This window comes from Sphingopyxis sp. UBA6723 (assembly GCF_002454115.1).
Taxonomy (GTDB): Bacteria; Pseudomonadota; Alphaproteobacteria; order Sphingomonadales; family Sphingomonadaceae; genus Sphingopyxis.
In genome coordinates this window covers 12,227-37,768 of record NZ_DKIH01000007.1, presented here as the reverse complement: position 1 = coordinate 37,768, position 25,542 = coordinate 12,227, and the positions used below count along the sequence as shown (strand labels likewise).

Genomic DNA, 25,542 nt, shown 5'->3' with positions numbered 1-25,542 from the left:
AGCTTTCACGCGCAAAGATTGTCGCGACGCGCTATATGGGGACCAAATAGAAAGGATATTTCCCATGTCCCAGAAAAACCAGCCCGCCGTCGCCGATGCACTCAACGCGCTGCTCGCCGACAGTTTCACGCTCTATTTGAAGACCAAAAACTATCACTGGCATGTCCAGGGGCCGCGCTTTCGCGAGCTGCACCTGCTGTTCGACGAACAGGCAACGCAGATTTTCGCGACCACCGACCTGATTGCGGAACGGGTGCGCAAAAATGGCGCGCGGACGCTGCAATCGATCGGTGACGTCGGTCGGCGCGCGTCGATCCGCGACGACGATACGGCCGGGACGGATGCCGAGGCGATGATCCGAGCGCTGGCCGACGATAACAAGACTTTGCTAGGCCAACTGAAAGAGGTGAAGGCCGCCGCCGAGGCCGATGGCGACATCGCGACGAGCGGGCTGGTCGATAGCTGGGCCGATGAAACGCAGCAGCGAATCTGGTTTCTGGAAGCGACGCTGGGATATTGAGGCGACCGAAATCGCTCCCGCCCTAGCGGGGGCCCCGAGCCGCCTTATTCCATGAAGGCGGTGTAAACCGACAGTGGCCGCGGGGGCGAGGGTGTGTCAATCGCGACCTTCATCCTTGCCATGCAAACAAAGAGCGCGGTCCGATGGCCGCCCTTTATGTTTTCCGATCATTCCGCCTGATCAGCGCTGTTTCTTCGCCGTGGTCGCGGTGAAATCGGGATCCTTTTTCGCCACCCAGTCGACAAATTTGCGCACATTGGGGTTGGCCAGCAGGCCATCGACATCCATTCCGTGGCGTTGCAGTTCCGAATTGGTGAAGTTGGCGATCAAAGTTTGCTGGCAAATGGGGTGCATCGGCACGACGTCGCGCCCGCCCCGGCTTTTGGGGATGGGATGATGCCAGACAATCGTCTTGCCCGTGGGCCTACCGCACAGCCAGCACGGCGGCACCGCGATCGCCGGAGCGTCTTCTTCGCGATGCCGGTCGCCATAAGGATCATGCTTCGAATGTTTGCGGGCCATGCTGCTACCTGAATTGTCGAAGATTGGCGCGCGCCGATCGCCAAACAAAAAGGGCGGCCCGAAAGCCGCCCTTTTCGTGTGTTCGGTTGATCCTGCTGATCAGTCCTGATGCGGCTGGATGTTTACCGCGGCGAATTTGCCGCGGTCGTCGACCTCGATGTCGAACGCGACGCGGTCGCCTTCGTCGAGGCCGGTCATCCCGGCGCGCTGCACCGCGCTGATGTGGACAAAAGCGTCGGCCTGTCCGTCGTCACGCGCGATAAAGCCGAAGCCCTTGGTCGTGTTGAAAAATTTGACCGTGCCCGAGGTGCGTTCGCCGGTCAGCTGGCGCCGACCGCGCGCACCGCCGGGGGCTGCGCCGGGAGCGCCCCGATCGTCGCGGCGCGGGCCGCTGTCTTCGATCGGCATCGGTTCGCCCTCGATCTTCAGATCGATGGCTGACACCTTGCCATTGCGTTCGACGAGAGTGAAGCCGAGCGGCTGGCCCGAAGCGAGCCCGACCAGCCCCGCCTGTTCGACCGCGCTGATGTGAACGAACACATCTTCGCCGCCATCGTCGCGCGCGACAAAGCCAAAGCCTTTCGCCGCGTTGAAGAATTTCACCGTGCCATTGCCTTCGCCAACGACCTGCGCCGGCATCCCGCCGCCACGTCCGCCGCCGAAGCCGCCACCGCCGCCGCGATCACCGCCGCCAAAGCCGCCGCGATCACCACCGCCGAAGCCGCCGCCGGGACGATCACCGCCACCAAAGCCGCCACCGGGGCGGTCGCCGAAACCGCCACCGCGGTTACCGCCGCCATAGCTGTCGCCGCCATAAGGTGCAGGTTCGAAGCTGTCGAAATTGCCGAAATCATCGCGCTTGCCGCGCCCCCGCTGGCCGCGGCGATCCTTGTTGAAACTCATTGTCTAATAGTCGCTTTCGGTTCGTCCATACCCCATTCGATCGGCGCCTTGCGTCGGACGGGGACGCACTTCACCACGGGCACAGACTCGCCCCATGCCGCTAACGACGAAATATATAGCTTAAACAGATGTCATCTGCGAACGGAAAATTCAAAAGCGCGACGCGGTCTGTCGCAGACTTTTTCTCGCGGTTATCCCGCGCTGGCCGTGGCGGCAAAAACCAGTCATTGAGCGGCAAGGCCGCTTCGCCTAAGGCGAGCGGATGACCGTATATTTCCACGAAGAAGATCTGCCGGCGGGCGCGCTGGGTCCGGGCGCCGTCGCCGTCGATACCGAAACCATGGGGCTGAACCCGCTGCGCGACCGATTGTGCCTGGTGCAGATCAGCGACGGGTCGGGCGACGAGCATCTGGTGCGTTTTGCACCCGGCAGCAGCTACGACGCGCCGGTACTCAAGGCCATATTGACCGATCCTAACCGGTTGAAATTGTTTCATTTCGCGCGGTTCGACATCGCGGCGCTGCAACAGGCGCTGGGCGTCGTCACCGCGCCCGTCTATTGCACCAAGATCGCCTCGAAACTGATCCGCACTTACACCGACCGTCACGGGCTGAAGGAACTGGTGCGCGAATTGCTGGGGCAGGAAGTGTCGAAACAGCAGCAGTCGAGCGATTGGGGCGCCGCCGAGCTCAGCGAAGCTCAGCGCGATTATGCAGCCAGCGACGTGCGCTTTCTGCATGCGATGAAGGACATTCTCGATATGCGGCTGGCGCGCGAGGGGCGCAGCGAACTGGCCCAGGCCTGCTTCGATTTCCTGCCGACGCGCGCCGCGCTCGACCTGGCCGGATGGCCCGAGGTCGATATTTTCGCGCACACCTAAAGGCCGATTCGCATGTCCGAACGCGCCGATCTTGACCGCACGATGCGCCGCCTGTGGGCGACGAGCGGGTCGAGCCACGACCGGGTGGTGCGCATCTTGCGCTTTGGCCTGCCGCTTGTGATCGGGATCGTTGCCGCGGTGCTGGTCTTTTCGCCCTTCACCCAGCGTTCGGAAATCAGCTTCCTGCTCGCCAAGGACAAGGTCGATATGGCGAGCGAGCGGATGAAGGTGACCCGCGCCGAATATCGCGGGCAGGATGCCAAGGGCCAGCCCTTTGCCCTGCTCGCGGGCAGCGCGGTGCAGAAAAGCTCGGCCGAACCGATTGTGCGGATGACCGACCTGTCGGGGGCGATCCGCCTTGACGATGGTCCGGCGACGATCGTGGCGAGGGATAGCGCCTATAATATGGAGACCGAAAAGGTAGCGGTGCCGGGATTGGTGCAGGTCAGGGGTGCGAACGGATATCGCATCGATGCCCGTAATGTTTCCATCGATCTCAAGACGCGAACGTTGACCGGACAGGGCGGGGTCGATGGGGCGTTGAACATCGGCACGTTTTCGGCCAACCGCTTATCGGCCGATCTCGACCAGCGGATCGTTCGGCTGGAAGGAAATGCGCGGTTGCGGATCAATCAGGGAGTGATCAAATGAACCGGCTATCATTGATGAAAAGCGTGGTTTTGGCCGGTGCAGGCTTTTCGCTCACCAGCTTGGCTCTGTTGTCGACCGGTACCGGCGGCGACGTCGCGCAGGCGCAAGCGCTTGCCAATCACAACAGCAACGCGCCCGTCACGTTCGGAGCCGATCGCTTTGAGGTACAGGATCGTGCTGATCGCGCCATTTTTTCCGGCAACGTCCGGGTGGATCAGGCGGGTTTGACGCTGACCGCAGCACGATTGACGGCGGCATACACCCGCAGCGGCGGTACCGACGTTAACCGGATCGACGCGACCGGTGGCGTCGTGGTGACCAAGGGGGACGAGCGCGCGTCGGGCAATGTCGCCATTTATGACCTCGACCGGCGCCTGATCACGATGGTCGGCAATGTCGAACTGCGCCAGCGCGGCAATAATCTGCGCGGCGGGCGGTTGGTGATCGACCTCAACAGCGGCCGCGCGACGGTCGATGGGCGGGGCGCAGCGCGCGGTCCCGACGGCAATCCGATTTCGGGCGGCACTGGCGGGCGTGTCACCGGCACCTTCACGGTACCGGAAAGAAAGCAGTAACCAGCGCTTTATACCGTTCTGCAACCATGTGCCTTCACCATGGGCGCAGGGACCAGAACCAGTGCGGTGCCGGGGGGCGACACCGCGTAGCGAAAGCACGCCCCCATGCGCTTCTCCCCCCTCGTTCCGCCACGTCGCCCTTTGTTTGGCCGTCGCCAGGAGCCACCCGCGGCAATCATCCCGACCCCGACGTCTGAAGAACGGCGGCTGATCGAGCGCATCATGCGGCATGTGAACCCGGGTGAGCGGCGTTAGAAAAGAATATCTCACGCAAAGGCGCAAAGGCGCGAAGAAAAAAGAGATATTCTCACACAAAGACACAAAGACGGCGGCGCGCGACACGGGCGCCGCCTTAGGGCCGCGCGAAGCGCATTCTGATTGTCGCCTGCGGCGACGGGCGGACGCCAGCCGAGCCAGTGCAACCCCTTTGTATCTTTGTGTAAGTCCCCTTTTTCGTACTTCTTTGCGCCTTCGCGCCTTTGCCTGAGATCAAATCGGCGCCGCGCATGAGGGCATAAGCCGCCCCGTCATCGTTAAGCCCGCTTGGCGTTCCACCGCCGCCCCCCTACATGGTGCGCGCATGCCGCCCGATACGCTCACTTCCGCCGACGCGGCCAAGGAACCCCCCGTTCTCGATACGCTGAGGCGTTTCCTGCCCTATCTGTGGCCCGCGGGGCACAGGGGGCACAAGGTTCGGATCGTCGGCGCCGGGCTGATCGTGGTGGCGTCGAAGGGCGTTCAGCTGTCGATGGGTTTCCTTTATGGCGCCGCGATCGACGCGATGGTGCCAGGGATGGAGGAAGGCGTCGCGCTCGCGATCGGCCTCGTCCTCGCTTATGCCGGAGCGCGCTTTGCCGGGGTGTTGTTCGATAACCTCCGCAACGTCGTGTTCGAACGCGTCGGGCAGGATGCGACGCGCGAGCTGGCGATCGCGACCTTCAGCCACCTTCATGCGCTGAGCCTGCGCTTCCACCTCGCGCGGCGCACCGGCGAGGTGACCAAGGTGATCGAGCGCGGGACCAAGAGCATCGACACGATGCTCTATTTCCTGCTGTTCAACATCGCGCCGACGATCATCGAATTGCTCGCCGTGCTGATCATCTTCTGGACCAAGTTCAGCTTCGGCCTCGCCAGCGCGACCGCGCTGATGGTCGTCGTCTATATCATCTTCACCCGCAAGGTGACCGACTGGCGCAACGCGCTGCGCACCCAGATGAACGACCTCGACACGCTGACCATCGGGCGCAGTGTGGACAGCCTGCTCAATTACGAGACGGTGAAGTATTTCGGCGCCGAGGCGCGCGAGGAAGCGCGCTATCGCGACGTCGCCGATCGTTATGCACGCGCGGCGGTCAAGAGCGAGAACAGCCTGGCGTGGCTCAACATCGGGCAGAGCCTGATTACCAACGCCGCACTGGCGGGGGCGATGGCTTACACCGTGTGGGGCTGGTCGACGGGCGAATATAAGGTCGGCGACGTGGTGCTGGTGAACACGCTGCTGGCGCAGCTGTTCCGCCCGCTCGACATGCTCGGCATGGTGTACCGCGTCATCCGCCAGGGGCTGATCGACATGGAGGCGATGTTCCGCCTGATCGACACCCCGCCCGAGATCAGCGATGCCCCCGATGCGCCGCCACTGATAGTGAATGGCGGCGCCGTGGCGTTCGATAATGTCGTCTTCGGTTACGAGCCCGACCGGACGATCCTGAACGGGGTGAGCTTTGCCGTGGGCGCGGGCGAGACGCTGGCGATCGTCGGGCCGTCAGGGGCGGGCAAGTCGACGATCGCGCGACTGCTGTTCCGTTTCTACGACCCGCAGGGCGGCCGGATCACGATCGATGATCAGGATATTGCCGCGGTGACGCAGGCCAGCCTGCGCGGCGCGATCGGCATCGTCCCGCAGGACACGGTGCTGTTCAACGACAGCATCGGCTACAATATCGCCTATGGCCGCGAAGGCGCAGGCGCTGCCGAGGTTGCGGCGGCGGCCGAGGGTGCGGCGATCGACGGCTTCATCGCGATCCTGCCGCAGGGCTATGACACCGAAGTCGGCGAGCGCGGGCTGAAGCTGTCGGGCGGCGAAAAACAGCGCGTCGCGATTGCGCGCACCTTGCTCAAAAACCCGCCGGTGCTGATTTTGGACGAAGCGACCAGCGCACTCGACAGCCGCACCGAGGCGGCGATTCAGGACACGCTGGAGCGGATTGCCGAAAGGCGGACAACGCTGGTGATCGCGCACCGGCTGTCGACGGTGACGGGTGCCGACCGGATCATCGTACTCGATCATGGCCGGGTGGCCGAGACGGGGACGCACGACCAACTGCTCGCGATGCGCGGGCTCTACGCCGATATGTGGGCGCGGCAGCAAGCGGAGAAGGAAGAGGGGACGGTTTAGGGCCGACCCTGTCCGTCATTGCGAAGAGCATCGCGACGAAGCAATCTCCAGCTATCGGGGCCAGCGAAGGTCGATAGCTGGAGATTGCTTCGCTTCGCTCGCAATGACGGAGTTGGCGTCATTGCCACTCGATCATTTCGAACATTATCGAAATATCTGTTGACGCCTCCTTCTAATTTCCATATTTCGACAATCATCGAATCACGGAGGTGGCGATGGAGTCGGACACGGTTGTTCGCGCGCTGGGCGCGCTGGCGCAGGAGCATCGGCTGGCGTTGTTCCGGTTGCTGGTGCAGGCCGGGCCGGAGGGGCTTGCCGCGGGCGCGATTGCCGAGGCGCTGGGGGTACCCGCGTCGTCGCTCAGCTTTCACCTCGCGCAGTTGACCAACGCCGGACTGATCGCGCAGCGCCGCGACGGGCGGTCGCTGATCTATTCTGCCGACTATGGCGCAATGACCGCGCTGCTCGGCTTTCTGATGGAAAATTGTTGCGGCGGTGCGATTTGCGCCCCCGCTGCCCCCTGTGACACCAACGACAAGAATGAAAGGACTGCCGCATGAGCCGTTTTCACATGCACGTCGGGGTCAGCGACCTCGACAAGTCGATCGCCTTTTACTCGGGGCTGTTTGGCACTGCGCCGAGCGTGACCAAGCCCGATTATGCCAAATGGATGCTCGACGATCCGCGGATCAATTTCGCGATTTCGGTGCGCGAGGGTGCGCAGCGCGGGATCGAGCATGTCGGCTTGCAGGTCGAGGATGAAGCCGAACTGGCGGCGGTTTACGGGCGGCTGAAAGACGCCGGGGCGCCGGTGCTGGAGGAAGGCGCGACGACCTGTTGCTACGCCAAATCCGAAAAGAGCTGGATCGCCGATCCCGATGGCGTGGTGTGGGAAGCGTTTCTGACCAACGGCGAATCGACGGTCTATGGCGACAGCCCCGATTTTGCGCCGCTGGCGTCGGACAATGCCGCCGAGGGCGCGTGCTGCGTTCCCGCGATGCCGCAAGCGGCCCCGGTCAAGGTCGGCTGCTGCTGACATGACCGGCACCGGGGGGCTGAACATTTTGGTGCTGTGCACCGGCAATTCGGCGCGCAGCATTTTGGGTGAGGCACTGATCGCGCGCGAGGGCGCGGGCCGGGTGTGCGCGTTCAGCGCGGGCAGCCAGCCGAAAGGCGTGCCGCACCCCGGCGCGCTCCGCCTGCTGGCGCGCGAAGGCTATGACATTTCGGCCTTCCGCTCGAAAAGCTGGGATGAATTTGCCGCGCCCGATGCGCCGCGCATCGACATTGCGATCACCGTGTGCGGCAATGCGGCGGGCGAGGCGTGCCCGCTGTTCATCGGCGCGCCGGTGCGCGCGCATTGGGGGCTACCCGATCCCGCCGATGTCGCAGGCGACGACGCGGCGGTCGATGCCGCCTTTGCCGAAACATACCGCCTGCTCGACATGCGCGTGCGTGCAATGCTGACGCTGCCGCTCGAAACCATGACCCCGGCAGAACGGCGCGACGCGCTGAACGCCATCGGCGCGATGGAAGGGGCCGCCTGACATGCAACGCAGCCGCCTCGGCTTTCTCGACCGCTTTCTGACGCTGTGGATTTTCCTCGCGATGGCGCTGGGCGTCGCGTTGGGGACTCTGTTTCCATCGCTGCCAGCGCGGATCGACGCGATGAGCGTCGGGACCACCAACCTGCCGATCGCGATCGGGCTGATCCTGATGATGTACCCGCCATTGGCGCGGGTGCGCTACGCCGCGCTGCCACAGGTGTTCGAGGATCGGCGCGTGCTGATGCTGTCGCTGGTCCAGAACTGGCTGATCGGGCCGGTGCTGATGTTCGTGCTCGCGGTGATCTTCCTGCGCGACGAGCCCGCCTATATGACGGGGGTCATCCTGATCGGCCTCGCGCGCTGCATCGCGATGGTGCTGGTGTGGAACCAGCTGGCAAAGGGTGACAATCAATATGTCGCAGCGCTGGTCGCGTTCAATTCGCTGTTCCAGATCCTGTTTTTCAGCGCCTATGCGTGGTTTTTCCTGACCTTCCTGCCGCCGTTGCTGGGGCTGGAGGGGCAGCTGATCGCGATCGACACCTGGATGATTGCCGAGGCGGTGCTGATCTATCTGGGCATTCCGTTCCTCGCCGGGTTCCTGACCCGCACCCTGCTGGTGCGCGCGAAAGGCGAGGATTGGTACGAGACGCGTTTCCTGCCGCGTATCGCGCCGATCACGCTGGTCGCGCTGTTGTTCACTATTGCGGCGATGTTCAGCCTGAAGGGCGGCGAGATCCTGACCCTGCCAGTTGACGCGCTGCGCATCGCGGTGCCGCTGACGATCTATTTCGTCCTGCAATTCGTAATCAGCTTCGCGATGGGGAAATGGATCGCCGCCGACTATCCGCGCACCACCGCGGTCGCCTTTACCGCGGCGGGCAATAATTTCGAGCTGGCGATTGCGGTTGCGATCGCGGCGTTCGGGCTGGCATCGCCGGTCGCCTTTGCCGCGGTGATCGGCCCGCTGGTCGAAGTGCCGGTGCTGATCCTGCTCGTCAATCTGGCCTTCTGGTTCGGGCGGCGTTGGTTCCCGGCCAGCGTGCCGCGCGAAAACTGAGGCTTTTCGCTACCAAATCGATTGGGTTGGGTTGACCCGCCGCGCCCCCGCCCCCTAGGCATAATCTCATGCCGCATGACACCACCCTGATCGGCACCATCGTTGCCGGGCTTGGCGTCGCGTTTCTGATGGGGGCGCTCGCGCACCGGCTGCGGATTTCGCCGATTGCGGGCTATCTGCTCGCGGGGGTGCTGGTCGGACCGTTTACGCCGGGCTTTGTCGCCGACACCGGGCTGGCGATGCAGCTGGCCGAGATTGGCGTCATCCTGCTGATGTTCGGGGTGGGGCTGCATTTTTCGCTGAAAGACCTGCTGTCGGTGCGCAAGATCGCGGTGCCGGGGGCGATCGCGCAGATTGCGGTGGCGTGGGCGCTGGGGATCATGCTCGGGCTGTGGCTCGGCTGGTCGATCGAGGGCAGCGCCGTGTTCGGCCTCGCCCTGTCGGTCGCGAGTACGGTCGTGCTGCTACGTGCCTTGCAGGCGCGCGATATGGTCGAGACCGAAAAGGGGCGAATCGCGGTCGGCTGGCTGATCGTCGAGGATCTGGTGATGGTGCTCGCGCTCGTGCTGCTGCCCGCGATGTTCGGCGATCGCGGCGATGAGGGTGGCAGTGCGGGGCTGGTCCAGTCGGCGGCGATCGTCCTGGTCAAGGTCGTCGGTTTTGTCGCCTTCATGTTCGTGATCGCGCGGCGGGTGTTGCCGTGGGTGTTGCACTGGGTCGCGCACACCGGGTCGCGCGAGCTGTTCCGGCTCGCGGTGCTGGCGATCGCGCTGGGGGTGGCGTTCGGCGCGGCGGTGATTTTCGATGTGTCGTTCGCGCTCGGGGCGTTCTTCGCCGGGATGATCCTCGGCGAAACGCAGCTCAGCCGCCGCGCCGCCGAAGAGACTTTGCCGCTGCGCGATGCGTTTGCGGTGCTGTTTTTCGTGTCGGTGGGCATGTTGTTCGACCCCAATGTGCTGGTCGAACAACCGGGACCGGTGCTGGCGACGGTGGCGATCATCGTCGTCGGCAAATCGCTCGCCGCCTTTGCGCTGGTTCGCGCCTTCGGCCACACGTCGCAAACTGCGCTGACGGTGTCGGTCAGCCTGGCGCAAATCGGCGAATTTTCGTTCATCCTTGCGGGGCTGGGGGTCGGGCTGGGGGTGTTGCCCGAAACCGGGCGTGACCTGATTTTGGCGGGGGCGCTGCTGTCGATCCTGGTCAACCCGATCCTGTTCACGCTGGCGGTACGGCGCATCCGTGCCGACGCGGCGCCCGAACCGGTCGATATGGCGAGCGAGGAATCCGCTGCGTTGTGCAACGCGGGCGTGGTGCTGATCGGCTATGGCCGCGTCGGTAGCCATATCGGGACGCTGATCTGCGGACGCGGCGAGGGGCTGACGGTGATCGAGGATCAGAAGGATATGGCCGCCGCGGCGCGTGCGACGGGTGCGACGGTGATCGTCGGCGATGCGACCAAGGAAAGCGTTCTGCGTCAAGCCGGACTGGAAGAGGCATCGACGCTGCTGATCGCGATTTCCGAGGGGGTCGAGGCGGGAGCAATCGTGCGGCGGGCGCGGGCGATCAATCCCAAGCTGGTGATTGTGGCGCGCGCGCATTCGGACGAAGAAGTCGACGATCTGGTGCGGCGCGGCGCCGACCATGTCGTGATGGCCGAACGCGAGACGGCATCGCGGATGGCGGAGCGGGCGATGCTGACGATAGCCCCCTAAACCTTTGCCATCGTGGCAAAGATTGCGGTCACTCCGTCACGTTCCGCCGCTGCGGCTGCCAGGAAAGGAAGGCGGCGTTTAACTAGAGCCCCTCGACGAATACCCCATTTACCCATCGGCCTGCGATAAACTCGGCTCCAGCTCCGCGCTTTACCGCAGGTCCGTTAGGGACGCCGTCGACCAGCCGAGCGTAATAGACAGCGCCATCCGGTTCATGCAGCATCCCAAAACCATTGGGATAATCCTGTGCAAAGCTGCCGCGGAACTCCCGACCATTGGCCCATCGCATCGTCCCATGGCCGCTGAGCCGGTTTGCAACGAAGGTGCCGGTGTAGTCAGCGAAAGCCCAACTGGTATGCGCGGGGCTGCGGACATAGCGGCCGAAACCTTCGTAAATCGGCGTCGTCCCTGAAAGCGACATGCTGCCCTCGTAGCGGTCGCCATTATAACCGGGCCGCTTGTCGGCGAGCGCCCCGAAAAATTTGGTCGGATTGGACGTTTCGCCAAAATATTCCCAGAAACCATTGTTCTGATACTCGAATTGCGCGGCACGCGCGGGCAATTGCGCCTGATTTGCAGCGTCGATGGCACGATTGATCGCTGATTGCCCGTCTTTCGTCTGCGCATCGGCGGTGTTGGCGGCGCTGATTGCCGCCGCCATCAAGGCTTCCTGTTCTGGGGTTAGCGGCGCCGCCCCCAATTTCGGCAAGTCCAGCCGCAATTTTTCAAGGCTGCCGCTGAGCTCCGAGGCATGCAGCGAGGTTTGTTGGCGAACAATGCTGTTTTTCATCAAGGGATTGCTGGCGAGAAAAGCCCATTGGGTTGCCACTTGATCCGAAGCTACCAGGTTGAGCTGTGAATCGGCAATAAGGTTGCGAAGGGCTGCACTTGCCGCCAGAAACTTGGCTTGATCGGAAGATTGCAGGTCCAGATATTGTCCGTCCTTGAGGTTCAACCGGACAAAATCGCGCAGCGATTTGCCTTCGATGATCCCGGGGCGGTTGCGAATGGGATTTGTTGCCAGATCATCAAACCCACCCGCGGTATAAACAAGCGGAATTGTTTCATCTGGCGGCACATCGACGAGTATCGAGCGAAGCCGGATGGCTCCCACAAACAACTGACCTACCTGTTTCTCGCGATCCAGCACGCCAGCAAAATCGATCCGCCGATAGGCGGCGGTGGTCGCCGTCGCGTCAAAGTCGAGCTGGATCGGATTGCTTCCCTTCGCATCGACGTTGAAATTCTGTGTGATCGCATTTTCCACGGCCTTGATTGCGTCGAGCGCCTCATCCGATATCGCTGCCGTTGGGCTAATAAATCCTTCGCCGGTCAAAAGGCGGCTGGCCGCTGCTATCAAGGAAGAGATATTTGACGACTGGGTTTTCTTGAAGACATATTCCGTTTTCACGGTGATGTTCGATTGGCTATTGGCATTGAACACCGGCCCCACATATCCATTGATCGATGAAGTGGATTGGTCGATTTTCAGGCCATTTTGGTCCGAATATGTAAATTTCGCGAGTTCAATCACATATTCCGGAATAGGATTCAGGCCCAGTCTATTAACGGAAACCCTGGCGACCAGATGTCCTTCGACAGATTTCGGGAAAAGAAACGTCTTTATTCGTTTCGCCAATGACTTTTTCTGGTTCTTGTTCAGATTTTCTGCAAATTGCGCCGAGTTAAATGCCGGAAGATCAAAGCGAATAAAAAGCCGCCCGTAATAGTCGCTCGATCCATATTCGAAGCAATCATTGTAATGTCGCTGGCCAAATGAACTAAGGCCCGGAATTTCTTTGCAGTTTTTCAGAAATTCTGGCAGCGGAGGTGGCGTATTGTCGCTCACTTCCTGCGCTTGTGACGCTGTGGCGAAAAATGTGGCCGCTCCGATCAAGCAGAGAAGGTTGAGAAATTCTTTCATTAGGATCCCCCCCGGAAACAGGCTTCAATCTAGACTTGGTCTGAGCGGAAATCCAACGGGACTTAACGCCAATTCGGTGCCATCTGCGCGTCGATGTCCGACGGCGACGGCCCTATTGCGGGAGACAATTTCTGCGGTGCGGTTGCATCGGTCTGTGGCCCCGCTACATGCCTTGCGGATGTCCGCCGACGCGCTGCTCCCCCTCCTGAAATCCACCTTCGGTTTCGACCATTTCCGCGGTCGGCAGTCGGACGTCGTCGACCGCGTCATGGCGCGCGAGCGGACGCTGGCAGTGATGCCGACCGGGGCAGGCAAGTCGCTGACGTACCAGCTGCCGGCGGTGGCGCTTGATGGCTGCGTCGTCGTCGTGTCGCCGCTGATCGCGCTGATGCACGACCAGCTCCGCGGCGCGCGCGCGGCAGGGATTCGCGCTGCGAGCCTGACCAGCGTCGACGCCGATGGCGCCGAGACGCGGCAGCGGTACCGCGACGGCGACCTCGACCTGCTCTATGTCGCGCCTGAGCGCGCGACGGGGGAGGGGTTTCGCGCGCTGCTCGAGGCCAGGACCCCGGCACTGTTCGCGATCGACGAGGCGCATTGCGTGTCCGAATGGGGGCATGATTTCCGCCCCGACTACCGCCTGCTGCGCCCGTTGCTCGATGCCTTTCCGGCGGTGCCGCGGCTGGCGCTGACCGCGACCGCCGACAAGCATACCCGCGAAGATATTCTCTTTCAGCTCGGGATTCCCGACGACGGGTTGATCCTCGCGGGCTTCGACCGGCCGAACATTCGCTATGCGATCCGCCCGCGCGTCACCGCGGCGCGCCAGCTGGTCGAATTCATCGCCGCCAATCCGGGGCCGGGGATCGTCTATTGCCCGACGCGCAGCGGCACCGAGCGGCTGGCCGAGCAATTGGCGAAGGCGACGGGGCGGCCGGTTGCCGCCTATCACGCGGGGCTCGATGCCGAGGTGCGGTCGCGCGTCCAGCATGATTTTGTCGCGTCGGAGGATGGCATCGTCACCGCAACGGTCGCGTTCGGCATGGGGATCGACAAGCCCGACGTGCGCTTTGTCGCGCATGCCGCGCTGCCCAAATCGATCGAAAGCTATTATCAGGAAACGGGGCGCGCCGGGCGCGACGGCGACCCCGCCGAGGCGATGATGCTGTGGGGTGCCGACGATTTCGCCAAGGCGCGCATGCGGCTCAGCGAGCTGCCTGAGGCGCGGGTGCCGGGCGAGCGGGTGCGGCTGAACGCGCTCGCGGCGCTGGTCGAGACGGTCGAGTGCCGCCGCGCGCTGTTGCTGCGCCATTTCGGCGAAGACCCGCCCGCCCGCTGCGGCAATTGCGACAATTGCCTCGATCCCGCCGCCCAAGTCGATGCGACGGTGCTGGCGCAAAAGCTGCTCTCGGCAGTCTATCGCACCGGGCAAAGCTATGGCGCCGGGCATATCGAGGCGGTGCTGACCGGGCGCAGCGACGAGCGGATCGTGGGGCGCGGTCATGACAAATTGTCGGTATTCGGGATCGTCGCGGGCGAGGAGGCGCGGCTGATCAAGCCGCTCGTCCGCACGTTGGTGGCGCGCGAGGCGCTGGAGACCACCGAGCATGGTGGGCTGATGCTCGGCCCCAGCGCGCGCGCGATGATGAAGGGCGAGGCGCCGGTGCTGATCGCCGAGCCGCCGGTCAAGCGCACGCGGCGTGAGGCGCGCGGCGGCGCGGGTGCGGGCGTCGCCAACCCGATCGGCGATCCGTTGTTCGACGCGCTGCGTAGCGTCCGGCGCGAGCTGGCCGCCGAAGCCAATGTGCCGCCCTATGTGATCTTTCACGACGCGGTGCTACGCGCGATGGCGACCGAAAAGCCGGCGACGCTGGATGCGATGGGGACGATTCCTGGTGTTGGCGCCAAAAAGCTGGAGGCGTGGGGCGATGCTTTTCTGGCGGTGATCCGGCAGTATTGACGTTGTGCGTTTCGGCCGGAAGTTGACCTATGTAACGTCGTCATCCCGGACTTGATCCGGGATCCATCCACCCTCTCAGGAGCGGGTGGAGCAAGGCCTCATGGACCCCGGATCAAGTCCGGGGTGACGAAGATATGGGAGCGGCGATCCACCCCAAACCAACATCCTTAGGCAGCTGTCGCACCTTCCCGCTTGTCAGCGAAAGCCGCTGTCCTATACATCGCGGCCATGAGCGATTTTCGTACCCTGTCCGCCGACTTCAGTGTCGCCCCGCAGATTTCCTTTGAGGATGTGGTCGAGGCGAAAGCCGCCGGCTTTGCGATGATCGTCAACAATCGCCCCGATGGCGAAGAGCCCGACGCGCCGCAGGGCGACGATATCGCGGGGGCTGCTGCCGCCGAGGGGCTGGCCTATGCCGCCATCCCGATCGGCCATGCCGGGTTCAGCCATCCGCAGCTCGACGCGCTCGACGCGGTGCTGGCGGGGGCCACCGGGCCGGTGCTGGCCTATTGCCGCTCGGGGACGCGCTCGACGCATTTGTGGGCGCTGACCCGCGCGCGCGCAGGCGACGATGTCGATGCGATATGCGAGGCGGCGGCGAACGCGGGTTATGACTTGTCGGGACTGCGCCCGATGCTCGATGCGCTGGCGGGCGAGCGGTGACCCTCGCCGAACTGGCCCAGCTCGGCGGATCGGTGATCGCGGTGCTGTTTGTCGTGTGGCTGGTCAAGCGGATGGGGCTGGGTGCCGATCCGCGGATCGAGGATGACGCGCATGCGATCCGCCTTGCCGAAGAGGCCGAGGCGGGGTTTCGCGGGATCGAGGTTGCGCGCGACCGCGCGGGTTTCGCTGCGATCGTCCGCAATGCCGACGGACGCCAGATGCTGGTGCGCGCGCATGGCAATCATTTCGCGGCGCGGCCGATCGACGCCAGCGTGATGGGGCGGCTCGACAAGGATTTCCTGACCCTGACGATGCCCGAAAAGACGTTCGGTGCGGTGACGCTGCATCTGGGCAAGGATGCCGGCATGTGGGCGTCGCGGATGCGGGAGATCGGGCGTGCCTGACCTTCCCGATCCGGTCACTTACGCGGTCCCCGCCTTCATCCTCCTGCTGATCGCCGAAATGGTGATTTCGCTCCGCCGTGACAAAAGCCGGTACGAGGCGCGCGACACGCTGACCTCGCTGATGCTCGGCACCGGCAGCCAGGTCGCGGGGGCGCTGGTCGGCGCGGGGGTGATCGCAGCGTCGGTGTGGGTGTATCAATTCCGGCTGTTCGACATCGGCATCGAGTTTTCCGGCTGGTGGTGGGCGTGGATCCTTTGTTTCTTCCTCGACGACCTCGCTTATTACGCCTTTCACCGCAGCGCCCACCGCGTGCGCTGGTTCTGGGCGAGCCATGTCATCCACCACAGCAGCCAGCATTATAACCTGTCGACCGCGCTGCGGCAGACGTGGACCGGCTTTTTCAGCCTGACCTTTCTGTTCCGGCTGCCGCTGTTCCTGATCGGCTTTCCGCCCGCGATGGTCTTTTTCTGCGCCGGGCTGAACCTGATCTATCAGTTCTGGATCCATACCGAGGCGATCAAGCGGCTGCCCAAATGGTTCGAGGCGGTAATGAACACCCCGTCGCACCACCGCGTTCACCATGGGGTGAACCCGCGCTACCTCGACGCCAATTATGCCGGGGTGTTCATCATCTGGGACAAGATGTTCGGCAGCTTCGTTCCCGAGCGCGATGATGAGCCGGTGCGTTACGGCATCGTCAAGCAGCTCGGCAGCTTCAACATATTGTGGGCCGCGGTGCATGAATGGGTCGGGATTGCGAAGGATGTCTGGCACGCGCCGTGGAAGCACAAGCTGAGCTATATCTGGCGCGAGCCCGGCTGGAGCCACGACGGCAGCCGCGCGACGAGTGCGATGATCAAGGAGCGCTGGGCGGCGGGACGTGACGACACGCATGGATAAACTTTGGAAATGGGATCGGATCGCCCTTGGATTGGGCGTTTTTGCGCTTCTCTGTGGCGCCGATGCATTCTTCCAGGAAAGTTTTGGGAACCTATGGTTACTGCAATGGGTCGCGACGCTCGCAAGTGTTATGGCCGGATTGGCCGGTTGGCGTAGCGGATCCAAAAGCTTCATTGTCCTCGGTGCCGGGTGCGCCGTGCTCAGTTGGTTCTCCTACGTGGGCCTTTTTGCTTCCTGCTTTTCAGGGGACTGCCTTTAACTGCCCGTTTGCACCGAGCGAAGTCGAGATGCCCGTCGCACGTGCTGGGCCTCACGGTGTCTCGACTTCGCTCGACACGAACGGAGAGGGGTTGCCACGCCGCTTAATGACATTCATGTAAGTCGCAATTGACCACCGAACCGGTGGCGAGGGGAGCGGCGCGCATGAGTCTTGGGGATCAGTTCGACATCATCGTCATCGGCGGCGGCAGCGCGGGGAGCGCCGCGGCGGGGCGGCTCGCCGCGGACGGGACGCGCAGCGTGTGCCTGGTCGAAGCGGGCGGGACCAATGACGATGTGCGGGTCAAGACGCCGGGGTTCATGCCCTTCATCCCCGAAAAGTCGAACTATCGCTATGACACGTTGCCGCAAAAGGGGCTGAACGGGCGCACCGGGTACCAGCCGCGCGGGCGCGGGCTGGGCGGGTCGAGCGCGATCAATGCGATGGTCTATATCCGCGGCCACGCGTTCGACTACGATCAATGGGCGGCGCTCGGAGCCACTGGGTGGAGCTATGCCGACGTGCTGCCCTATTTCAAACGCAGCGAAGGCAATGAGCGCGGCGGCGATGAGTTTCACGGCGGCGACGGCCCGCTGAATGTCATGGACCAGCGCTGGCCGAATGTGACGAGCAAGCGCTTCATCGAAAGCGCGGCGGCGCTGCAACTCCCGCGTACCGGCGATTTCAACGGGCCGAACAATGAAGGCTTCGGGCTGTATCAGGTGACCCAGAAAGCGGGCGAACGCTGGTCGGCGGCGCGCGCCTATGTCGAGCCGCTGCGCGGGCGCGCGAACCTCGACATCCGCACGAAGGCTTTGGTTGAGAAGATTTTGGTCGAGGACGGGCGCGCCACCGGGGTGGTGATCCGGCGCGGGTCGCAGCGCGAAACGCTGCGCGCGCGCGGCGGGGTGGTGCTGTCGGCGGGGGCGTTCGGGTCGCCACAGATCCTGCAGCTATCGGGCATCGGTCCCGCCGCGCATCTCGCCGACAAGGGCATCACCATCGTGGCTGATCGCGCCGCGGTCGGCGACAATCTGCAGGACCATATCGATTATGTGTCGAGCTGGGAGACCCGCTCGACCGATCCGCTCGGCAACAGCCTGGGCGGCACCTGGCGGATGGTGAAGGCGATTTTCGAACATCGCACCAAGCGCACCGGCATCATGACGACCTGCTTCGCCGAGGCGGGGGGATTCTGGAAATCGCACCCCGATCTGCCCGCGCCCGACATCCAATATCATTTTGTCCCCGCGATGCTGGAGGATCATGGCCGGACCAAGGTCAAGGGCCACGGCTTTTCGTGCCACGCCTGCGTGCTGCGCCCCGAAAGCCGCGGCACGGTGCGGCTGGCGTCGTCTGACGCCGCGGCGGCACCCGCAATCGATCCGGGGTTCCTGAGCGACGATCGCGACATCGCGACGCTGCGCGCCGGGGTGCGGATGATGCACCGCATCGTCGCGGCGCCGCCGCTGGCCGACTATGCGGGGAGCGACCGGCATCCCGTCGATCTGGACGATGACGCCGCGCTCGACGCATTGATCCGCAGCCGCGCTGACACCGTCTATCACCCGGTCGGCACATGCCGGATGGGCAGCGATCCCGATGCGGTGGTCGATCCGACGCTGAAGCTGAACGGCATCGACGGGCTGTGGGTCGCCGATGCGAGCATCATGCCGCGGCTGGTGTCAGGCAACACCAATGCGCCAAGCATCATGATTGGTGAGCGCGCCGCCGATTTTGTGAAGGCGGCGCTTTCGGCGGCCTGATTCAGGATTTCGTAGAAGATACCCGCTATGGCCGGTGTGAACGGGCGAGCGGGAGTTTGGGGATGATTTCACGGTATTGTACCAAGGCGGCGGCACTTGTCGTGGCGACCGGTCTCGCGCTTTCAGGCTGTACCGAGGCGCGCGATCCGGCGAGCGAGGAGCCCGCGACCCTCTTGCCCGGCCAATATAAGGTGTCGATCGGCGGCGACATGCAGGGCGGAATGCCCTTTGCCAGCAAGGTCGCCAGGGACGAGCAGGACGGCTTTTGCCTCGCGGCCGGCTATGGTGAGGATGTTCCCGAGATGCTGGTACGCCAGCATATGGGCATGACCGAGGGCTGTTCGCTCGACGCCGCACCGCGGCAGGGCAATGCGTTCAGCGGCAAGCTGAGCTGCCCCACCGATCCCGAACGCGCGGCGGGCGGCAGCTTTGACATCACCTATAGCGGCGCTGTTTCCCCCGATCGCGTGGACATCAGCGGCCAGATCAAGCTCGAACTCCCCGATTCGGTGCTGGCATCGATGAAGCCTGAAGAGGCCGAGCAGATGAAGCAGGCGCAGGCCACGATGAACAAACTGACGATCAGTTTGATCGCCGAGCGCACTGGCGCATGTAGCTAGTCAGTTACCTGTCGCGATTAGCGGCACGCCCCCGCGAGCACCTGTCCGCGTTCGGTCAGACCGTAGCGGCTCGTCGGCGGCCGCATATCGATCACCTCGCGTCGCACCAGCCCGCGCTCGCCGAGCGTCGTCAGTCCCTGCGACAGCGCGCGCGGAGTGGCGGGCGCGAGCAGCCGTGACAGCGCGTTGAAGCGGTCGTGGCCCGCGCCGATCCCCGCCACCAACGGCAGAGTCCAGCGCGTGGCGGCGCCGGGCGGCAGCCCGATCGCCACCTGCGCTTCGTTGATCGTCGCGGCGCGCGCGGCGGCGGCGGCGCCAACTTCGGTCAGGACATATTCGGGGCGCAGCGGGTGGCCGTGGCCGGGGTTGCGCTGGACCCAGCCGATCGTCGCTGCCGCGTCCAGCGTGCGTGTCAGGCTGTCGCGCGATAGCCCCAGCCGGTGAATGAGTTCGACGAACCGCGCGCCGCGATGCGCCGCCAGATCGGCGAGCAACGGCACCAGCCAGCGATGGCTGCCGAGCTGGATGAGCAGCGGATCGGGCGTGCTTGACGGCATTTGCAAGTAACTATACAAACCGGACCAATGGCGCAAGGGCGTTGGCAAAGAGAGGCTGTGAGATGGCATTGGAAATCGGATCCGAACTCACCTGTTCGATGGGGGTCACCGACATGACCGCGGCGATCGGCTGGTACGAGCGCGTGATGCACTGCAAATTGCTCTACCGCGCCGACGACATCGGCTGGTGCGAACTCGCGACCCCGATGGCGGGGGTCCATATCGGCCTCAGCCAGGTCGAGAGCGTGGTGCAGGGCGGCGGCGCGACCAATGTGTTCGAGGTCGCCGACATCGACGCGGCCAAGGCGCATCTCGACGCCGAGGGGGTGCGGCAGGACGGCGATATCCAACATATTCCGGGCATGGTGAAGCTGATCACTTTTTACGATCTCGACGGCAACGCGTTCATGTTTTCGCGATCGGACATGACGGGATGAAGGCACAATCTGTGGGGCAGCGCCGGCGTTGAAATTGGCCGCTCGACCTATAGGCTGGAAGCGCCCGATCGGCTGATCGTGACCGATTCGGGGCTGAAGGATGACGGCAGCTGGCGCGTCTTTGCGACGCTGCGTTTTCAACGAACCCGCTGAAATCATACAGTTTCTGGCGCATCTAGCCGCTCGCACAAAAAAAGAGGGCCGGGACTTGCGTCCCGGCCCAGCCTTTCAGGCTCTCCCCTCCTGAAACTGTTGACGCAATGAATGCCATATTAATGTCATGTTGGGAAGGCCTAAATTTGCGGCAAGCCTGCCTATTTATTGTGCAGTGCAACGTGCAGCAAAAAGGCGCCGATTCGTCACCAAACCGACCCCTCGTTTGAATTCAGAACGTCTGGCGCGCGGGGTCCTGCCGCAAAAAAATGGCCGGGACGATTGTCCCGGCCAGTGGTTCGCAGGAGGAACCTGGTGAGGATCCCGCCGCCGTCTTTTGAAAGGAGAGAGACGTGCGGCGACGGGTATCCTGTCTCGTGGATCAGTAGTTGTAGGCGCGCTCGCCATGCTCGCCGAGGTCGAGGCCTTCGCGTTCGACCTCTGCCGAGACGCGGCCGCCGGTGACGGCCTTGGCGATATAGAAGGCGATGGCCGAACCGACCGCGGACCAGAGGACGGCGACGCCGACCGATTTGATCTGGATCCACAGCTGGCTGCCAAGGACATAATCGTCGCCAGCCGGACCACCGAGCGCGGGCAGCATGGTGACCGCGGTCAGGATCGACCCGATCAGACCGCCGACGCCGTGGATACCAAACACGTCGAGCGAGTCGTCAAAGCCAAGCTTCGCCTTCAGCTTCATCACGACGATGCAGCAGACGACGCCCGCGACCGCACCGAGCAGGATCGCACCGAACGGACCAGAGTTGCCCGCCGCCGGGGTCACCGCGACCAGACCGGCGATTGCCCCCGAACAGGCACCGAGCAGCGACCCCTTATGACCGAGCGCGCGTTCGGTGAGCATCCAGAACAGGATCCCGGCAGCGGTGGCGGTAAAGGTGTTGATCAGCGCGAGGCCGGCCGAGCCATTGGCTTCGAGCGCCGAACCGGCGTTGAAACCGAACCAGCCCACCCACAGCAGACCGGTACCGATCAGGGTCATGGTCAGCGAATGCGGTGCCATGACGTCCTTTTGGTATCCGGCGCGCTTGCCGATGATGAAGCAACCCACCAGCGCTGCGACACCTGCGTTGATGTGGACCACGGTGCCACCGGCAAAGTCGAGCGCGCCCCAGCCGAAGATCAGCCCGGTGGCTTCGTCGGTGCCGCCCAGGTACCAGACCATATGTGCGATCGGATAATAGACGATGGTCAGCCAGACGATCGCAAAGACCATCACCGCCGAGAATTTCATCCGCTCGACAAGCCCGCCGAGTACCAGCGCGACGGTGATCGCCGAGAAGGTCATCTGGAAGGCAATAAACACGAATTCGGGGATCACGACGCCGTCGGTAAAGGTCGCGACGGTCGAATCCGCCGTGACCCCAGCCAGGAACAACTTGCCTGCCGAGATGAACTGGTTGGCGTCACCGCCAAAGGCGAGGCTGTAACCGAACATCACCCACATGATCATCGCCAGCGCGGCGACCGCGATGATCTGGGTCAGGACCGACAGCATATTCTTGGTGCGGACGAGTCCGCCATAGAAGAGCGCGAGGCCAGGGACGATCATCGCCATGACCAATACGGTCGCGGTCATCATCCATGCGGTGTCGCCCTTGTCGGGCGTCGGCGCGGCGGCTTCGGCGACGGCAGGTGCCGCTTCCTGCGCCCAGGCGGGCAGCGCGGCGAACAGCGACAGGCCCACGGCCCCGGCGCCCGCCGCAAATTTATTTGCGAACGTCATATTTTCCCCCTTCGTCATCACAGTGCCGCCTCGCCGGTTTCGCCGGTGCGGATGCGCACCGCCTGCCCCACGTCGAGAACGAAAATCTTGCCGTCGCCGATCGAACCGGTGCCGGCGCTTTGCTGGAGCGTTTCGACCACCCGCGGTGCGAGCGCGTCGTCGCAGACGAGCTCGATCTTCACCTTCGGCACCATGTTGGTGGCGTATTCGGCGCCGCGATAGATTTCGGTCTGCCCCTTTTGCCGGCCGAACCCCTTGACCTCGGTCACGGTCATGCCGGCGATACCCAAGCCGGTGAGCGCTTCGCGCACCTCGTCGAGCTTGAATGGTTTAATGATTGCCAGGATCAGCTTCATGATGCCCCCTTTTGCCCAATAGCATCATGCTGCACTGCAACAGCCGTGCCAGATTGCGCGGGGGTTGGAAAAGTTAACATTTTGTGACGGTCTGGAGCGAGTCCAGCAAATTTTCGGTCGTTTGCTAGGCAAAGGAAGCGAAAAATTGCCTAAAAAATAGGCAAAGCAGTAATCGTCGCGCCCGCGAACGTGGGGATATCACCCTGTCTAACAGCGCAAGGGCGTCATCCCGGCCTTCGCCGGGATGACGGGTCAATGAGCAGCTGGCTTAAAAACCGACCCGCTTCGCCCGCTCGACGCATTCGACGATGATCCGCTTGGCTTCGTCGACATCGCCCCAGCCGTTGAGCTTCGCCCATTTGCCGGGCTCAAGGTCTTTGTAGTGGGTGAAGAAATGCTCGATCTGTTGCAGCACGATCGGCGGCATGTCGGTGTAACTCGCGACGTCGGCATAATAAGGGAAGGTCTTGTTGACCGGGACGCACAGAAGTTTCTCGTCTCCGCCGGCGTCGTCCTCCATCATCAGCACACCGATCGGGCGGCACTTGACCACTGCGCCCGCGACGATTGGCGAGCGCGCGACGACGAGCGCGTCGAGCGGATCGCCATCCTCGCCCAAGGTGTGCGGAACAAAGCCGTAATTGGCGGGATAGCGCATCGGGGTGTGGAGGAAGCGGTCGACGAACAACGCCCCCGACGCCTTGTCGAACTCGTACTTTACCGGCTCGCCGCCGATCGGCACTTCGATCAGGACATTCAGGCTGTCGGGCGGGCTGTCGCCGGCGGGGATCAGGTCGATGCGCATGGGAGAGTGGAGTCCTTTTGTTTATGAGTCGGGTGTTTTTATGAGTCGGGCGCCCCTTAGCCGTTCGTGTCGAGCGAAGTCGAGACACCCATCGTGGATGAGCGGATTAGGGGCATCTCGACTTCGCTCGATGCGAACGGAATTCCAAGGCGCCTAGAGTGTGCGCTTCGGCGCCAGCAACCGATCGAACCAATCCGGCCCACTGCCGACCTTTTCGACATGCGGCCAGCGCAGTCCGCCGTGATAGGCTAGGTCGATCTGGCGGTACCGCCCACCGCGCTCGACGAGCAGCCGCACCGGCGTCTTGCCGTCGGTTGCGGCGCGGATCGCGGCCTCCAGCCGGTCTTTGCTATAGCTCATGCCATCAACCGCGACGATTTTTGTGCCGTTGACGATGTCCGCCTCGAACGCCGGACTGTCCCACAGGATCGCGCTCGCGACACCATCCTTGTCGATCGTCAGCCCCAGCGAATGGGTCAGGTCAACATTCTTCGCCTGTGCCATGCGGTCGCGGTCGAACACATTGGGGACATCGCGCCACACCAGCCGGTATCCCGCGCGCTCGATGCCGCGAACCGGCGCCCCTTGCCCCGGCGTCTGCAACCGCTGGCGCAGGAAACGCGCCCAGTCATAGGGATGCACCGTATTGAGCGCCGCCACGACATCGTCGAAATCATAGCTGTCCTGCCCCCAATCGCCCTCGCGCCCGCCGAAAAAGGCGCGCGCGAAATCGTCGAGGCTTTTGGCATCGTTCGTTGCTTGGCGGATCAACAGGTCGGCTTCGAGCCAGGTCAGCGATCCTTCGTTGTAATAATCTTCGCCGCGCGACCAGCTGGCAAAGGGTTTGGGTTTGCGCGCGCCGATGACCGGGTCGAGCGTCGTATCCTCGACCGATCGCCATTCGCGCCCCGGCTGCGCGCTGTAAAAGCCGGCATGGGTCGCCCATTCGGCGAGGATCATCTCCTTCGACTGCATCCCCGACCGGCCCGCGAGAACAAGATCCCAATAGCTGGTTTGGCCTTCGTAAACCCACAGCAGATTGCCCTGCATCGGCGTGCGGTAATCGGGGGTCCATAATTTGTCGGGGCGGCGATATTTACCGTTCCAGCTGTGGACCAGCTCGTGGGGGAGCAGCCCGCGCTCGCTGTCATTCTCGTCCCATGCGGTGAAATAGTCGCGCGCGCGACTGTTTTCGCTGCTGCGATGATGTTCCAGCCCGATCCCGCCGAGTTCGTCGGTCAGCGCGAGCAGAAATTCATAACGGTCGAAGGGGCGCGAGCCGAACAGCGCGACCGCTTCGGAGACCAGCGCGGCGTGGCGCGCGATATGGTCCGGGCGCGCGTCGAGATATTTGGCTTCGTCGGCGACGACGTTCAGCGCGACATTCTGCCCCAGATCCCATTTGCGGAAATGGCGGCCCGCGAACATCGGGCTGTCGACCAGCACCTCATAATTGGTCGGGGCATAGCTGTAGCGGTTGCCGCTGATTTTCAGCCCGTCGAGCGCCGCGGCGCCGGTCCATCCGTCGGGCAGCGTCACCTCCAGCTGCACCGGGATTTGCCGCGTGAAATAGCCCGCCGGGTACAGGCTGACCTGTTCCCATTGCAGGTTCATCATCGCGGGGGTGACGACGACGCGCCCCTCGCTGGTGCGCGTCGGCGACAGGAAATCGAAGGCGACGTCGATGCTCTTGACCCCGGCCGGGACATCGACGTCGAACGCATAGACATCGGTCGGCTGGCGCGTCCAGCTCAGCGGCTTGCCGCCCGCGGTGGGTTTGAATCCGGCCATTTCGGCGATTGCGCCGCGCGGGGCGTGCTTGCCGGGTAGCCATTCGGGATAGAGCAGGGTCAGCTTGCCGGGCTTGGCGACCGGGATCGTCTGGCGGACGCGAAAGATGCCGCGCGCGACGTCGGTGGCATCGACCTTGAGCTGCATCGTGCCGGGATAGGGTTTGTCGGCGGGCAGCGGGATGGTCAGCGGCTGGACGACCGGCTGCGGTCGGCTGTTGCCATTTTGGGCAGAAACGGCGGGAATGGCGGCGATCACGGCGGCGGCGACGAGCAGTTGTTTTTTCATGGGTGGATTGTGCCGGGAAATGGGCGTGAGGTCCAGAGTGACGCCCCTCTCCCCTTGCGGGGGTGCGGGGTTGGATTGCCCCCGGCAATCCAAGTCCAGTCTGGGGGACTGGACGACCCCGCGCCGGTTGCGCAGACTTGCCAGCTTGC

25 protein-coding genes are annotated in these 25,542 nt (G+C 63.6%); 17 read left to right on the top strand and 8 right to left on the bottom strand.

Translation table 11 applies throughout. The features are described 5' to 3' along the window. The first annotated feature begins 64 nt into the window (after positions 1-64). Positions 65-520 (top strand): Dps family protein, encoded by a 456-nt coding sequence (locus B4F07_RS05470; RefSeq protein ID WP_293700407.1) that lies wholly within the window; start codon positions 65-67, stop codon positions 518-520. A 180-nt stretch (positions 521-700) separates the two neighbouring features. Here the strand turns inward: B4F07_RS05470 and B4F07_RS05465 are convergent, their stop codons facing one another. Continuing rightward, positions 701-1,042, bottom strand: coding sequence for a hypothetical protein (locus B4F07_RS05465; RefSeq protein ID WP_293700405.1), 342 nt, complete (start codon positions 1,040-1,042; stop codon positions 701-703). A 99-nt stretch (positions 1,043-1,141) separates the two neighbouring features. Next, positions 1,142-1,945 carry a cold-shock protein gene (locus B4F07_RS05460; RefSeq protein ID WP_293700403.1) on the bottom strand — a complete coding sequence of 268 codons (804 nt, stop codon included), beginning with the start codon at positions 1,943-1,945 and terminating at the stop codon, positions 1,142-1,144. Between the two features lie 262 nt (positions 1,946-2,207). Between B4F07_RS05460 and B4F07_RS05455 the strand changes: the two genes are divergently transcribed. The 9 genes from B4F07_RS05455 to ybaL all read left to right on the top strand — a co-directional run bounded on the left by B4F07_RS05455 (position 2,208) and on the right by ybaL (position 10,762). After that, complete coding sequence (locus B4F07_RS05455) at positions 2,208-2,825, top strand: ribonuclease D (RefSeq protein WP_293700401.1); 618 nt, start codon at positions 2,208-2,210, stop codon at positions 2,823-2,825. Between the two features lie 12 nt (positions 2,826-2,837). Beyond that, positions 2,838-3,476, top strand: a complete 639-nt coding sequence (lptC, locus tag B4F07_RS05450; RefSeq protein WP_293700399.1) for an LPS export ABC transporter periplasmic protein LptC — start codon at positions 2,838-2,840, stop codon at positions 3,474-3,476. Continuing rightward, positions 3,473-4,051, top strand: a complete 579-nt coding sequence (locus tag B4F07_RS05445) for an LptA/OstA family protein (RefSeq protein WP_293700397.1) — start codon at positions 3,473-3,475, stop codon at positions 4,049-4,051. The genes lptC and B4F07_RS05445 overlap by 4 nt, the downstream gene beginning before the upstream one ends. A gap of 580 nt (positions 4,052-4,631) precedes the next feature. Next, complete coding sequence (locus B4F07_RS05440) at positions 4,632-6,446, top strand: ABCB family ABC transporter ATP-binding protein/permease (protein WP_293700395.1); 1,815 nt, start codon at positions 4,632-4,634, stop codon at positions 6,444-6,446. 215 nt (positions 6,447-6,661) lie between these two features. Continuing rightward, positions 6,662-7,006: an ArsR/SmtB family transcription factor gene (locus B4F07_RS05435; RefSeq protein ID WP_293700393.1), complete on the top strand. Its 345-nt coding sequence runs from the start codon at positions 6,662-6,664 to the stop codon at positions 7,004-7,006. Next, the gene (locus B4F07_RS05430; RefSeq protein ID WP_293700391.1) at positions 7,003-7,482 is read left to right on the top strand and encodes an ArsI/CadI family heavy metal resistance metalloenzyme; all 480 of its coding nucleotides are present in this window, start codon (positions 7,003-7,005) and stop codon (positions 7,480-7,482) included. Before B4F07_RS05435 ends, B4F07_RS05430 begins: the two co-directional genes overlap by 4 nt. A gap of 1 nt (position 7,483) precedes the next feature. After that, the gene (locus B4F07_RS05425) at positions 7,484-7,993 is read left to right on the top strand and encodes an arsenate reductase ArsC (RefSeq protein WP_293700389.1); all 510 of its coding nucleotides are present in this window, start codon (positions 7,484-7,486) and stop codon (positions 7,991-7,993) included. A 1-nt stretch (position 7,994) separates the two neighbouring features. Next, positions 7,995-9,050, top strand: coding sequence for an ACR3 family arsenite efflux transporter (gene arsB / locus B4F07_RS05420; RefSeq protein WP_293700387.1), 1,056 nt, complete (start codon positions 7,995-7,997; stop codon positions 9,048-9,050). A gap of 68 nt (positions 9,051-9,118) precedes the next feature. Continuing rightward, positions 9,119-10,762, top strand: a complete 1,644-nt coding sequence (ybaL, locus tag B4F07_RS05415; RefSeq protein WP_293700385.1) for a YbaL family putative K(+) efflux transporter — start codon at positions 9,119-9,121, stop codon at positions 10,760-10,762. An 82-nt stretch (positions 10,763-10,844) separates the two neighbouring features. On the opposite strand, the gene B4F07_RS05410 is transcribed toward ybaL, so the two are convergent. Continuing rightward, complete coding sequence (locus B4F07_RS05410) at positions 10,845-12,686, bottom strand: hypothetical protein (RefSeq protein WP_293700383.1); 1,842 nt, start codon at positions 12,684-12,686, stop codon at positions 10,845-10,847. A gap of 178 nt (positions 12,687-12,864) precedes the next feature. On the opposite strand from B4F07_RS05410, the gene recQ reads away from it, so the two are divergent. The 6 genes from recQ to B4F07_RS05380 all read left to right on the top strand — a co-directional run bounded on the left by recQ (position 12,865) and on the right by B4F07_RS05380 (position 19,259). After that, entirely contained in the window at positions 12,865-14,646 is a 1,782-nt protein-coding gene (gene recQ / locus B4F07_RS05405; protein WP_293700381.1) for a DNA helicase RecQ, read from the top strand. A gap of 228 nt (positions 14,647-14,874) precedes the next feature. Then, positions 14,875-15,309, top strand: a complete 435-nt coding sequence (locus B4F07_RS05400) for a TIGR01244 family sulfur transferase (protein ID WP_293700380.1) — start codon at positions 14,875-14,877, stop codon at positions 15,307-15,309. Next, a complete protein-coding gene (locus tag B4F07_RS05395; protein ID WP_293700379.1) occupies positions 15,306-15,713 on the top strand; it encodes a hypothetical protein in 408 nt (135 codons plus the stop codon). The genes B4F07_RS05400 and B4F07_RS05395 overlap by 4 nt, the downstream gene beginning before the upstream one ends. After that, on the top strand, positions 15,706-16,614 hold the full coding sequence (locus B4F07_RS05390) for a sterol desaturase family protein (RefSeq protein ID WP_293700378.1): 909 nt from the start codon (positions 15,706-15,708) through the stop codon (positions 16,612-16,614). The genes B4F07_RS05395 and B4F07_RS05390 overlap by 8 nt, the downstream gene beginning before the upstream one ends. 423 nt (positions 16,615-17,037) lie before the next feature. Beyond that, positions 17,038-18,639: a GMC family oxidoreductase gene (locus B4F07_RS05385; RefSeq protein WP_293700377.1), complete on the top strand. Its 1,602-nt coding sequence runs from the start codon at positions 17,038-17,040 to the stop codon at positions 18,637-18,639. Between the two features lie 62 nt (positions 18,640-18,701). Next, on the top strand, positions 18,702-19,259 hold the full coding sequence (locus B4F07_RS05380; RefSeq protein ID WP_293700375.1) for a DUF3617 domain-containing protein: 558 nt from the start codon (positions 18,702-18,704) through the stop codon (positions 19,257-19,259). Positions 19,260-19,276: 17 nt separating this feature from the next. Here the strand turns inward: B4F07_RS05380 and B4F07_RS05375 are convergent, their stop codons facing one another. Next, positions 19,277-19,816, bottom strand: a complete 540-nt coding sequence (locus tag B4F07_RS05375) for a winged helix-turn-helix transcriptional regulator (RefSeq protein WP_293700373.1) — start codon at positions 19,814-19,816, stop codon at positions 19,277-19,279. A gap of 62 nt (positions 19,817-19,878) precedes the next feature. On the opposite strand from B4F07_RS05375, the gene B4F07_RS05370 reads away from it, so the two are divergent. Beyond that, positions 19,879-20,253 carry a VOC family protein gene (locus tag B4F07_RS05370; protein WP_293700371.1) on the top strand — a complete coding sequence of 125 codons (375 nt, stop codon included), beginning with the start codon at positions 19,879-19,881 and terminating at the stop codon, positions 20,251-20,253. A gap of 535 nt (positions 20,254-20,788) precedes the next feature. Here the strand turns inward: B4F07_RS05370 and B4F07_RS05365 are convergent. From B4F07_RS05365 to B4F07_RS05350, 4 genes are all read right to left on the bottom strand, one after another. Beyond that, complete coding sequence (locus B4F07_RS05365; RefSeq protein ID WP_293700369.1) at positions 20,789-22,153, bottom strand: ammonium transporter; 1,365 nt, start codon at positions 22,151-22,153, stop codon at positions 20,789-20,791. Positions 22,154-22,170: 17 nt separating this feature from the next. Next, complete coding sequence (locus tag B4F07_RS05360; RefSeq protein WP_003043080.1) at positions 22,171-22,509, bottom strand: P-II family nitrogen regulator; 339 nt, start codon at positions 22,507-22,509, stop codon at positions 22,171-22,173. A 268-nt stretch (positions 22,510-22,777) separates the two neighbouring features. Beyond that, positions 22,778-23,314, bottom strand: a complete 537-nt coding sequence (ppa, locus tag B4F07_RS05355) for an inorganic diphosphatase (protein WP_293700368.1) — start codon at positions 23,312-23,314, stop codon at positions 22,778-22,780. Positions 23,315-23,467: 153 nt separating this feature from the next. Next, on the bottom strand, positions 23,468-25,393 hold the full coding sequence (locus B4F07_RS05350) for a M61 family metallopeptidase (protein ID WP_293700366.1): 1,926 nt from the start codon (positions 25,391-25,393) through the stop codon (positions 23,468-23,470). Positions 25,394-25,542 lie beyond the last annotated feature (149 nt).